General features: G+C 66.9%; 11 protein-coding genes. 1 reads left to right on the forward strand and 10 read right to left on the reverse strand.

The features are described 5' to 3' along the window. Positions 1–17 precede the first annotated feature (17 nt). From H5J26_RS31125 to H5J26_RS00305, 3 genes are read right to left on the reverse strand one after another with little or no spacing between them, the layout of a single operon-like run. Positions 18–575: a TIGR03086 family metal-binding protein gene (locus H5J26_RS31125; protein ID WP_235979984.1), complete on the reverse strand. Its 558-nt coding sequence runs from the start codon at positions 573–575 to the stop codon at positions 18–20. Between the two features lie 15 nt (positions 576–590). Beyond that, complete coding sequence (locus H5J26_RS31130; RefSeq protein WP_309237722.1) at positions 591–1,112, reverse strand: SRPBCC family protein; 522 nt, start codon at positions 1,110–1,112, stop codon at positions 591–593. Beyond that, a complete protein-coding gene (locus tag H5J26_RS00305) occupies positions 1,109–1,471 on the reverse strand; it encodes an ArsR/SmtB family transcription factor (protein ID WP_181763564.1) in 363 nt (120 codons plus the stop codon). The genes H5J26_RS31130 and H5J26_RS00305 overlap by 4 nt, the downstream gene beginning before the upstream one ends. A gap of 321 nt (positions 1,472–1,792) precedes the next feature. On the opposite strand from H5J26_RS00305, the gene H5J26_RS00310 reads away from it, so the two are divergent. Then, entirely contained in the window at positions 1,793–2,500 is a 708-nt protein-coding gene (locus tag H5J26_RS00310) for a class I SAM-dependent methyltransferase (protein ID WP_181763606.1), read from the forward strand. A gap of 273 nt (positions 2,501–2,773) precedes the next feature. Here H5J26_RS00310 and H5J26_RS00315 read toward each other — a convergent pair whose 3' ends face one another. From H5J26_RS00315 to H5J26_RS00345, 7 genes are all read right to left on the reverse strand, one after another. Then, on the reverse strand, positions 2,774–4,132 hold the full coding sequence (locus H5J26_RS00315) for an NAD-dependent succinate-semialdehyde dehydrogenase (RefSeq protein ID WP_181763565.1): 1,359 nt from the start codon (positions 4,130–4,132) through the stop codon (positions 2,774–2,776). A gap of 244 nt (positions 4,133–4,376) precedes the next feature. Beyond that, entirely contained in the window at positions 4,377–5,015 is a 639-nt protein-coding gene (locus tag H5J26_RS00320; RefSeq protein WP_181763566.1) for a GyrI-like domain-containing protein, read from the reverse strand. A gap of 34 nt (positions 5,016–5,049) precedes the next feature. Beyond that, on the reverse strand, positions 5,050–6,630 hold the full coding sequence (locus tag H5J26_RS00325; RefSeq protein WP_181763567.1) for an RNA polymerase sigma factor: 1,581 nt from the start codon (positions 6,628–6,630) through the stop codon (positions 5,050–5,052). 408 nt (positions 6,631–7,038) lie between these two features. Then, entirely contained in the window at positions 7,039–7,725 is a 687-nt protein-coding gene (locus H5J26_RS31805) for a DUF4232 domain-containing protein (RefSeq protein ID WP_181763568.1), read from the reverse strand. A 668-nt stretch (positions 7,726–8,393) separates the two neighbouring features. Further along, positions 8,394–9,431, reverse strand: a complete 1,038-nt coding sequence (locus H5J26_RS00335; protein WP_181763569.1) for an ion channel — start codon at positions 9,429–9,431, stop codon at positions 8,394–8,396. A gap of 363 nt (positions 9,432–9,794) precedes the next feature. After that, a complete protein-coding gene (locus tag H5J26_RS00340; RefSeq protein WP_181763570.1) occupies positions 9,795–10,301 on the reverse strand; it encodes a hypothetical protein in 507 nt (168 codons plus the stop codon). A 169-nt stretch (positions 10,302–10,470) separates the two neighbouring features. Next, positions 10,471–11,772 (reverse strand): hypothetical protein, encoded by a 1,302-nt coding sequence (locus H5J26_RS00345; protein ID WP_181763571.1) that lies wholly within the window; start codon positions 11,770–11,772, stop codon positions 10,471–10,473. Positions 11,773–12,201 lie beyond the last annotated feature (429 nt).

Here is a 12,201-nt window from a genome sequence, read left to right on the forward strand (position 1 = left end):
CGGTGCCTTCCGGCTCGTCAGGGCTTGCGGCCGATGAAGGCGAGCAAGCGCGTCTGGACATCGGCGCTCTCCGGCACCTCGACCCGAGCTCCGTACTGCCCGCTCGCACGGAGCACTTCGTCGAGCGGCAGCATCCCGTCGAGCAACTGGGCGCACTTGGCGGGATCGAGGTGTTCTTCCTGGCCGGTGGCCCGCGCCAGATCCCAGGTGTGCATGAAGACGTCGGCCGTGTAGAACCGGTCGACGGCCTGGTCCAGTGGGATCTCCCCGATGTGCGGGTTCGACAGTAGCTTGTGCGCGGTGGCCGGATCGTCGAGGAGGGCCTGCACTCCGTCGCGGTGCACCTCCCAGGCGGCCACCGGGTCGTCGTCCACCGAGGGTCCCTTCGGCAGTTCGACTCCGGCGCCGGCTTTCAGGAAGCCGGGGAACCACTCGACGAGGTGACGGACGACGTCCCGGGCGGCCCACCCCTCACACGGCGCCGGGTTGTCCCAAGACCCTGGATCCGTGCCGCGTACCCGTTCGGTGAATACGCGTGCCACGGTGCGGTGCTCATCGGCTGCTGTCCTCGCCATGATCAAGATCCCCTCTCAAGTGTGTCGGCCGGCGCTGTCGCTCTGTTGACGGTCGAGCAGCTCGTCAAGCCGCTCATGGCCTTCGCGGACGCCGTGATCCATGCCGCTCCTGAGCATCGAATCGCGAACTTCGATGGAGCCCATGAGCGACTTGCCCGTGACCCGGGTGCGGCCGCCGAGGTCTTCGAAGACGGTCGTCTCCAGGCTGACGCCGTCCGGATAGCCCTCGTAGGTGAAGGTCTGCACGATGCGCCGGCCGGGGCGCACCTCGTGGAAAACACCGTGGAAGCCGTACTCGCTTCCGTCGCTCTCGCGATGCACGTAGCGATAGGAGCCACCGCTGCGGGCGTCGTACCGGTCGATCCGCATCGTGAGCCGACGCGGGCCGAGCCACTGGACGACCAGATCGGGCTCTGTGTACGCCCGGAACACGTGCTCCGGCGGTGCGTCGAACTCCCGGATGATCAGGATGACGGGCAGATCCGGGTCCGCCACGATCTGCGTCTCGTTGCGGTGGCCTGCGTCGCTCGTGCTCACGATGCTGCCTCTGTTGTCGGGGCACCCGTCGCCGGTTGCCCGCCCATCTGTTCGAGGAGGACGTCAAGACGGCGGAAGCGGTCCTCCGCCTCGCGCCGATAACGCTCGATCCACTTCGTCATGAGGTCGAAGACCTCTGCCTCGAGGTGGCAGGGCCGGCGCTGGGCGTCTCTGCTGCGACTGACCAGCCCGGCCTCCTCCAGAGCCTTGATGTGCTTGGACACGGCCTGCACCGTGACGTCGTACGGTGCAGCCAGTTCGTTGACCGTGGCGTCCCCGGCGGCGAGCCGGGCCACGATGTCGCGCCGAGTGGGGTCGGCCAGTGCGGAGAACACCAGCGACAGCCGGTCGTCGGCCACCTCGCACCTCGCATATTCAACCGATTGGTTTAGTACCCTACGGTCGAGGCCACGGACTCGTCAACCGATCGGTTGAACAACGACGTCAGTCCGTGCGGCGGCGGATGATCCCCTTGATCACCTGACGGTGATGCCTCCACCTGCTGCATCGGGATTGCTCAACGGCGGTAGCGGGCTGCAGCGGGTCGGCAGTGACTGCGTTCAGTGAGCTCCTTCAGTTCGGCCACTGATCGTGTGGCTGAGCACGTCGGTTGGCCCCTCTGGGTGTCAGAGTTGGCGAGTCGTGTGCCTCAGCAAGAAGGAGTGTCTCTGGTGAGCTCGATGGTGCAACCGGACGGAGCCGCAGGCGAGTGGCCGGAGGAAGTCGCTGCTGTGCGCCGCGAGCTCGCCGAGCACGGACCTCCGCGGAGTCCCGACGGCGCTCCGGACTTCGCCACCGTCACGCTGCCGGAGCGCGACTGCGATCAGGTGCGTGACCTCCTGGTGGACGAGGGAGTCGGCACGGTCGTCGAGATCGGACTCGCCTATGCCGGCTCGGCGCTGGCGATCGGCGAGGCGCTGCTGCGCGCCGGTTCAGCGACCCCACGGCACGTGGTGATCGACCCGTTCCAGTACACGGCGTACGACGGTGTGGGCTGGGAGCTGCTGTGCAGCGCCGGCCTGGACGACGTCGCCGAGTTGGTGACCGAACCATCGCAGCAGTTCCTCGGCCGGTTGGCCGGTGTGGGCTTTGCCGCTGACGCGGCGTTCGTCGACGGCAGCCACCACTTCCACAACGTGTTCGTCGACCTCCACTTCCTGGGCGAGATCGTCCGGCCTGGCGGCATCGTGCTGCTCGACGACGTCTGGTGGCCCTCGGTCGGCGCTGCCGCGGCGTATTTCGAGACCAATCTTGGGTGGCATCCGCTACCGGACGCTCTGGCCGACGGGACTACTGACCCTGACAGTGGCCGGCCGCGGACCCGGGCCTACCGGCTGCCCGCTCCGCCTCCGACGCCGGACTTCAAGGAGTTCCGGCCGTTCTGCTGAGCCGGATGGTGGATTCGGCTCACTGGCCGACTCAAGCGCTCAGCCACGCGTCGGTGTCCGCAACGCACGAGGCTCCGGTGCCGGTGAGGGACGTGTTCGACGCCTCAACTCACCGGCACCGGAGCCTCGTTGGCCACCCGTCCCGCCGTGCTCGACCTGCCTCACACGCTCGCCGAAGCCAGCCGGCCGGGCCGGCAGCCGGGGTGGGTCTCCCCCGGCCCTGCCCGGCGTCTCAACCGGCGCCGGTGCGCGTCGTGTTCACCTGCGAAGTGCTTACAGCCGGATCGACTTCTTGTTCATGAACTCCTCGATGCCGAGCGCGCCGAGCTCACGTCCCATGCCGGAGCGCTTGATGCCGCCGAACGGCAGGTCAGCCACGGAACCACCGGACTTGTTGATGTAGACCATGCCCGCCTCGATCCGGTCGGCGACCCTGCGCGTCCGCTCGGGGTCGGTTCCGAAGACGGCGGCGCCGAGGCCGAACGGCGAGTCGTTGGCGATGTCGATCGCCTCCTCCTCGGTCTCGGCTCGGAACACCAGCACGACCGGGCCGAAGATCTCCTCGTAGTAGGCGTCCATCTCCGGTGTCACGTCGGTCAGGACGGTGGCCTCAAGGTAGGCGCCGGGGCCGAACCGGTTGCCACCGGTCCGCAGCGTCGCACCCTGGTCGACGGCGGTCCGTACCTGGGTGGCCACTTCGTCGGCGGCCGCGACGGAGGCGAGCGGGGGCAGCTTGGTCGCCGGATCTGTCGGGTCGCCGGGCTGGAAGTGGTCCGCGACGCGCTTGGTGATTCCGTCGACGAAGTCCTCGTAGATGTCGGCCATCACGATCATCCGCTTCGGCGCGTTGCAAGACTGGCCGCAGTTGCGCATCCGGGCCGTCGCCGTGGCCTTCACGGTCTCGTCCATGTCGTCGGTGTCCAGCACGATCAGCGGGTCGGACCCGCCCAGTTCGAGGACGGCACGCTTGAGGTTCCGCCCTGCCTCCGCCGCGACGGAGATTCCCGCCTGCTCGCTGCCGGTCAGCGACACCCCCTTGATGCGCGGGTCCGCAAGCACCCACGGGACCTGCCTGCTGGATGCGAAGACGTTCACGTACGCGTCCTCGGGCACTCCGGCGTCGTGCAGGATCCGTTCGATCGCGATGGCCGACCTGGGGCAGATGGAGGCGTGCTTGAGCAGGATCGTGTTGCCGAGCACGAGGTTCGGTGCCACGAACCTGGCGACCTGGTAGCAGGGGAAGTTCCACGGCATGACGCCGAGGAGCGCGCCGATCGGCTGCTTGGCGATGGCTGCCTCGCCGGTCTTGAGTGTCAGCGGTTCGTCCGCCAGCAACGCGGGACCGTTGGAGCCGTAGTACTCGAAGATGTCGCGGACGATGCCGATCTCTCCGCGCCCCTCGTTGATCCGCTTGCCCATCTCGAGGGCCATGATCCCGGCGAGCTCGTCGGCACGTTCCGCGAACAACTCGGCCGCCCGCAAGGCGATGCCCGCGCGTTCGGCGACCGATCGGCGCCGCCATGAGGTGTATCCGTGGTCGACGCGGTCGATCGCTGCGAGGACCTCCTCGTCGCTCGCGTTCGGGATCTCCTCGATCAGTTCTCCGGTGGCCGGGTCGGTCACTGAGTACATGGTGCGAACCTCCGATTGTGCAGGCGGAGCGAGGGGTGAACACCTCACCGTCGCCGGGAACCGGAGTGATCGTCAAAGGAAAGTCTTCTATACGCAGATAGTGATCCGCTATGAGTGCAGGGTGGCGCATGAGCAGGACGTTGAGAACACTCCGGGGACACGGACGGCGCGGGCCCTTCGAGCCGCTGACCGATGACTTCGAGGCCGAGCTCGTCGATCCGGCGGAACGCGGTCGTTCTCGGGCTCAGGCGGTGGCCGGGGTCGTTCGTGGGAGAACGGGCTGCCTGAGGACGGTGCGCAGACGCTCAGGGGCGACTTTGCGGAAGTCACTGAGGTAGATCTCGTGATGCTTGCCGTCCATGCGAAGGCCGTGGTCAGGGATGAACTCGTTGTGCATCCGCTCGAGGACCGCGGCTTCGTCGTCGAACGACCCGATGTGCAGCGTCTGCACGCATTGCCCCTCCGACAGTGGCTGGAGGCGGACATCGCCGAGACGTACGGGAGGGGCTTTGGCTCCGGCCTGCTCGACGGCTGTTTCGAACATGCCTTGGTCAATCCAGTCAGGGACCATGAGCATCATCGTCCAGTCCCACCGGGACTTGTCACGGGAGGCCGTGAAAGAGTCCATGTCCTCGGCCCACCACAGCCCTTCCAACGGCGGGACGACATAGTCGCGTCCGAGATCTCGCTTGCTGGCGGACTTCAACTTGTACGCCACCGGGTACAGCGCTCCGAGGGCCTCGCCAAAGGCCGGTGAGGTGTTCGGATCACCGTGTCCCTCAACCATCAGGTACTGCATGGCGGGCAGGTGTACGACCCGGAACTCGCCTCGCTTCGCCCGGTAGCCGTCGAGGGTCTTCTTGAAGTCGATCTTGTCAGTCACCGAGGGGGCCCCTTCTTCGACTTCCTCGACGTGCTCACTGGCCGAACGGGATCCTGATCAGGGAAGTGGCACCGGTCCCCACGGTGCTGGAGCCGGCACCGATGGCGTCCCACACCTCGACCTTGATCCTGCCGCCCACCAGGTCACCGAGAGCTCCCGTGGTGCCTGGTTTCAGGCCACGAGTCTGGGTGTAGTGCTCGAAGCCGGGAGCGTCGTCGCTCTCGTAGTAGCGGTACGTCTCCACCCTGTCCCAACTGTCGTTGCCGGTCAGGTCGTAGGAGACACGCAGTTGCTGCCCGTTGCCGATCGACGTGCCGGCGTCGACGGACAGGTCGAACCGCGTGGCCCCGCCGCTGTACTCGGCGGTGACGCCGGAAAGGTCGAACGTCACCGGGTTGTGGGGTTTCCCGTCATGGTTGCCGGACGTCTTGGCCAGGGTGGCGGTGCCGGATCGGGGCTCCGCCGCGCCCAGTGTCCGGTCGGAGCGCAGATGCAGGGCGGTGAATCCGTCCTGGCTGTCGGGGAGTCCGGCCGAACCGTCAGTGGGCTTGCCCGAGGGCGTGGGAGTGGCCGTGACGGTGGGCCCGTCCTCGATGACGGTCTCCGGAGGCTGACTCACCACCTGAAGAGGAGGCGTGCCAGGGGCGTCGTCGTCCGAGAACGAGGTCAGCGGGATCAGGTAGACGATGAGCCCGACTGCGGCGACGAGGGATCCCGCGAGCACACCCGCCGGCAGGGAAAGGCTCTTGACCCTCCCCCACGAGGTGAGGGCCTTCCCCTGCGGGATGGCTCCGTCCGCTTCCTGCCCGCTGCTCGCCCCTGCCTCCGCGAGCCGTGCGGCCACGTATGCAGAACCGCCCCACAGCAACACCCCCGCAGGGAGCATCGTGCTCAACCGCAGGTCGAGGTCGGTCAGTTCGTCCAGAGCATTGCGGCAGCGGCCGCATTCCAGGAGGTGCCGGTCGAGGTCGGGGTTGCCGCGTCGGCCGGTGCCGCGTACCGCGGCTGCGAGGAGGGCCCCGTAGGAGCGGCACTCCCCGGACCCGAAGCCGTACTCGTAGTGCGCCGCGAGACAGGACTCACGCAGCCCCTCCCGGGCGCGGGCAGCGAGCGGTCCTACGCCGCCCGGAGTGACACCGAGCACTGAGCCGAGTCTTTCGGCGGACTCCTCCTCGACGGCGGTGTGCCACAGAACGGTCTGCCAACGCTCGGGCAGCGAACGGAAGGCCCGGAAGAGGACGCTGTCTTCTTCCAACCGCAACTGGCGGTCCTCATCCCCCTCGTCGCTCCTGATCGCGTGGTCGTACCACTGCAGGAAGTCGGGCGACAGTTCGCCACGGCGGTTCGTGACAGCCCACTCGGTCGCTGTGCGGCGGACGGTGACAAGCAGGTGAGGCCGCCAAGCGAAGCCGGGGCCACCGCCGGAGTGCACGGCGCGCACGGTGCGGGTGAAGGCCTCTGTTGTCAGGGCCTCGGCGGACTGCGTATCGCGGCAGCAGGCGAGAGCGTAGGAGAAGACAGCAGAGTGGTGTCGCCGGAACAGCTCGTCGATCGCGGTGGGGGCACTGGGCTCCTCCGTCGACTCGGTGAGATGAGCACCGGTGTACAGGGACACTTCACGCTTCTCCGGCATACGCCACCCACGCCTTCCGCTTGCCATGTGAGCGAGAGGCCCATTCTGATCGATGTTCCACTCTCTCGGGAAGGGCGAAAACCGTGCGGGACCTGGGGCGATGCACAGTTGGAACCGTTCTCCGGAGCGTTCTTCCGTGGAGCTTCCGTCACGCAACGCCGTACTTACGGGGCGGGTTTCCTTGCCCGGGGACCCGAGCGAGCCGTCGAAGGTCACGCTCGTGGCTTGCCGGAGATGTCATCGCCGACGGCGAGTTGGTGGCGCAGCGACTGACGCGCCTGCCCGTCAGTTGGCGGATCGTGAGCAGCAACATGAAGCTCCCGGTGGGCAGGAGTCTTGATCGACACCCTGTCCACCAGGAGCTTCTTCATTCCAGTCGGCAGAAACGGCTCACTGGTACTTGGGGAGCGTCCAGCTGCTCACAGTGAGTGGGCCGCCGCAGATGAATGCGGACCTGCCACCAGGCACCTTGAGAGTGAAAATGCTGTTCTTGCTTGCGGTGACGGATATGGACGTCGCACCAGTATCGGATTCACCCTGGCACTTCGACGAGTCGTAGGTGAAATTCGTGGACGCCGTGTAGTTCGGCTTGAGCGTGGTGACGTCGGCACCCACGCCCTTGTCCCGCTGCCCGTCGTTGAGCGGCGCTGTGATGTCGCCCGTCTCACCGTTGACAGCGTCGACGGTGGGAATCGGCGCGATATTGCACGGAGCCGAGCCCTCGTTCTTCACGAACAGCATGTAGCTGACGCCGTCCGATTCCTCTTCGCCGATCTTCATCGACGCGTTGTCCTCGGAACAGGCTTCTGTTGCCGTGTTTCCGGTGCCGTCCCCGTCGTTGTCGCCGGTGTCGGGGCCCGACGTGGTCTTTTCCTTCGCCGAGCCTCCTCCCGTGCCCGCGCTGCCTGAAGCACCGTCCGCCCCCTTGCCGGAATCACCGGAGCCCTGGGACGAACCGGCAGAGGACGAGTCCCCCTGGGACTTGGACGCGCCGGATTCGACGCCATTGCACGCGGTCACTGCAAAGAGCGCCAAGGGCACAAGGGCAGCAGCAATGTAGTTGGTTCTGAGACGCACGAGGATTCCCCCTCCGAATACTGCATGAACGATTTCCGCGGATGCGCACCGAAGCATGACGGCTGGTGCGCAATGGGCCGTCGGCCGTTCGGCCCTCCGCGGCACACATGACAACACGAGGTGGCAGGTCTCTTTAGTTCCCCGTCAGTAATGTGATGGAGGCAACAAACGACTGTTTCTGATCAGACCTTGAAGGATTGACGTGGCCGAAATCCGGTCAAGTGGGTTTTCCCGCAGGGAATTACTTGCCGCATGAGGCAATTCCACTGCTTGTCGTTTTCCCATCCGGGCAAAGTTCTCCGTAGCTGCCGATGCTCAAAATGATCAAGGCATACAGGTTTGCTGCGCTACGGAGCGATCGGTGCTCAGGGACGCGGATGTCGCCCATGCACGCCGGGGCGGGGGTCCTGCTCATCGGCGAAGCCGTCGTCCTCGTCGTGACGTTGGCAGGCGGACGGACCTTCCGGGATGAACAGCCCGACGAAGAGGCCCCGTTCATGCCCCGGCCGCTGCAACCGGATCATCTGCCGGCCCCCACTCGGCGCAGATGCTCCATCAGCCCGATTCCGTGGACACTTCCGCCGCTGACTGGGCGAGGCGGGGTCTGGCAAGGGGCCGGGAGGACTCCCCTGCCGAGGCGGACGTGAGCAACTGCGGGGGCTCCGGGGTCAGTCCCGGTCTGCGGTGCTGAGACTGCGAGTGATCTCGTCCGAGGTGAGGCGACGGGGCGCGACGTAGTACAGGGCGGAGCCGGCCGGCAGTTCGGTGTGCCAGTCGGGGTTGACGAGGAGCCGCCCGTGGGTGCGGACGGCGAGGATGCTCGCGCCGTGTTGGCGGCCGAGCGAGATCTGGCAGTCGCCGACCAGGAGCGGACCGAGTGACTGCGGCAGCGGCGCGAGATATGTGCTCGCGCCGCCATGTGTCATCAGCTCGGCATAGACCTCGCTGATCCCCGGTGACTCGAGCTCCTCGGTGATCATGTGCGGGGTGTGCCATTGCACGCAATGGATCAGCTGGTTGACATGGCCGAACAGCGGCGACCGGGCCATGTCCCGAAGTGTGACCACCAGATTGGCATCGGCAAGGATGTGGTCGGCGGTCACCGCGACAGCGAGGGCTTCGTTGTCGTCGCGCACGTCGATGAGCACGCTGTGCGCCCGGTCCACCCCGGCCCGTTGGAGCACCGCCGGGTCGGTCAGGTCACCGCGCACGAAGTCGACGTCGTGCTGGGGCATCGGGTGCGTGGCCACGTCGTCCCACACGCAGAGAACCACCCGCCGCCCTTCGGCGAGCACTTCGCCGACGATGCCTTCGGTGCGTCCCGCCGTGTAGCCCAGCAGCACGACATGGTCTGAGGCGTCCACGACGATCGCGCCCTGCATCCGGGTTCCTTTCGCGTGCTCGAGCACGGTTGCCAGTTTGGTGAACAGTGTCGTCAACGCGACGATGCCGCCGACGATGACGTAGGCGCCGACGACATGGCCGCCGGCCGACTCCGGGTAGAGGTCTCCGTAACCGACCGTGGCGGCCGTGACCACGAACCACCACCAGTAGTTGGCCGGCTCGACGATGGAGCTGTCCGTGCCTTCGGTGAGCAGCAGCAGCGGCCAGGCAGTCACGAAGACCACTGCGGTCACCGCGATCGGCGTCGCCCAGCTGCGCAAGACTCTGAGGCGGACGATCAGCTGGGAGAAGAAGATCGGCACGCTACCCCGTCCATGCTTGTCAGGTCGTCGGTCGCGGCCAGATTAGCCGCCCGAAGTGCCTGGGCTCATCGCCGACGGAGCGGCACTGCGTCATCTTCCGCCCGAAGGCGGGGGCTGCGGAAGATCGAGGCTGTCGCCTCGGTAGAGGCACTGGCGGACATGACGATCTCCAACCCCCTGTTGTCCTCGGCCGGTTCGTACATCTGGTTGGTCACGTACGCCACGACCATCCGGGCCTAGGGGGTGTCCGCAAAGTAGCGTCGTCCGCCTGCCCCAGGCGGGACTTCGCGGACACCCCCTAGGACTCGATCATGACCGGCGAGCCGCCGAGCGCCTGAAGGTGCCGGTTTCGGGCCGGGTGGCTCAGCGCAGTGAGTGACGCAGGTAGCGCGCCTCCGGTGGCCCGAATGTCAGCCCGTTCTCGTCGAGGTCGTTGGCAATGTTCAGTTGGCTGTGGGGGAAGCGGAAGCTGACGGCGACCGCTCCCTGGGCCATGTCGCTCCCGGTCCACTCGAGGAGCTCTACGTCCTGAAGGATCTGGCTCTGGAGGGCGTGCAGTTCAGCGCGCAGGTCGTGGCGCCACTGGAGATCGAAGTCGGCCCACCTGACCGGCTGACAAGGGTCCACCGTGTTCCAGGTGATCGAGAGGTCGTCGAACTTCTGGTGGTTGATCTCGACCTGTTCTCCGGAGAAGTCGAGGAGGACGGGGCAGTCGGAGAACCACTCGTTGTCCTGAACGTCCCAGACCAGCCAGACACGGGTCAACGGACGGCCGATGAGCGCACGCAGTTGCTCGCCGTGGCGTGCCACGACCGTTGAGCGACCGTTCAGCCATTGAGGCCGGTAGCTCTCGATCCCGAAGTTGAACACGCCAGGATCCTCTCAGAACCAGACATCACGCGCCTTGCCGAGGCTCTGGGGCCGATGCGGGATCGGGTGCGGCCGGCGGTGCGGATGACGGTCACGGTGCCGAGGCCGCCAACTCTCCGGCGCGGCAACGACGTTCGGACGAGTCGCACTCCTCCGCAACACGTGCGCGTCAATCCTCCGCGGCAGCTGACCGAACCCGGGTAAGGTCCTTGCCTGCGATCCTTTGGGTGAAGGTCTTGCCATCACCGGAGAGGGTGAAGTCGCCAAGCTTCGGTGGGCAGTTGGCGGTCGGCTTCCCCTTGATGCGTTTGGCTGGTCGCGTAGCCACGATGCTGAAGTCCTGCCCGTCGTTGCTCCCGGACACCTCGGCGCGGGCCACACAGCTCCCCGGGCCGGTGAAGGTCACGGTCGGCTTGCCCGGCTCGGGTTCTGCGATGGTGACCCGCCGGCTGCCGTCTTCGAGCTCCCAGCCGCCCAGCCAGTCCCTGTCCACGCTGAAAACAGGTGCAGGGTGACTCGGCAGTTCCCGCTCCTCCTTGTTGGGCTCGGCCTTGGTGAAGGTGCGCGTGGACTCCTGGAAACTCAGTTCGGTGCCCGCCTTGTTCAGCTTCAGGAACTCGAAGCCGCTGTACGCGGGGCACCTCTTGGACCGATCGCCCTTCACGCGGAAGACCTCGATGAACTGGCCGACGTTCTGGGACGTGGGGATGAGACCGACCCGGGTCACACAGCGTTCGCGGTTCTGGGAGAAGAACGTCGCCACGCCTCCGTTCCCGCGCTCCTGGACGACCACCCGCTGCGAGCCGTCCCCGGCCTTCCAGCTTCCGAAGAACTCCTCCGACAGCTTCGTCGGCGGCCGGGGCTTCTCCTCCGGACGGGCGTACCCGTCCCTCCTCGACCAGCGCAGGGTCACGAGCAACTCCTCGGTGGAGCGCACGAAGGAGACGCGCTCGCCCGTCTTCGCGATCCGCACCTTCTCCCAACCGTCGGTCTTGTCATGGCGGTTGATCTCCCATTCGGTGAACTCCCCCGTCCCGACCGCGGCGATCGACTTCTCGGGTGGCTCACCGTCGTAGCAGAACAGTCCGAAGTCGGCGGTCGCAGCAACCGTGCCGCCGGCGGCCGACAACCTGACGCCCTGGCAGGGATCCGACTTCGTCCTGTAGATCAGATTCGTCTTGGACCACTTCTTGGTCCTGGGGTCGTAGTGCCGCTCGCCGAGGCCCCTCCTCTTCACGAAGCGGACCTCCACCTTGCGGTCGTCAGGCAGCGCGATCACCGCCTTGTACTCGCCTTCGGCCCGGGTGCCGTCGTCCACGGGCGCGGCATCCGGGCCGGAGCTGGACCGGTCGTGCGCGGGCGCGTAATCCCCCTCGGAGGAGGGTCCGCCGAACGTTGTGGCGAACACGGCACCTGCCACGATCACGACGACCCCGCTCACGGTGAGCGCCTGGACAGTGCGGCTACGCATTCATCCCCCAGCTCGTTCTCCAACGACTCGGTGCGGGCTGTGCGTTGCCCGCCCGGAGTCCCATGAGGGACGTAGGAGGCGCGTGTGGCGGTTGCACCACTCCCGCAGGCGCGTGAAGGACCGGCCAGCTCGGCGCGCTGAAGTGTGGTCGCTGCTGGCGCGGGCCGAGACGACCCTGCGACTCGAGCTGTTCCCAGTACCGGTGACGCCCGCGAGGAGGCCCTGCGGTTGGAGCAGGCCGAACGACTCGCCGCCGCCTGGCCCTCGGGGGTGACGCTCACCCCGGCCAGAGAGGCACAGATCCTTTGGATCTACGGACACGCCGCAGGCCGCGGTGTGAGGGATCCACTGCTGTTCCGATGCACCACGCCCGAGGCCGCGGCCGCGGCGCTGCCGCGCTGGGCGAGGCGGCAACTGCCGAGGGCGGGC

This window comes from Streptomyces albidus (ex Kaewkla and Franco 2022), assembly GCF_013870515.1.
GTDB lineage: Bacteria > Actinomycetota > Actinomycetes > Streptomycetales > Streptomycetaceae > Streptomyces > Streptomyces albidus.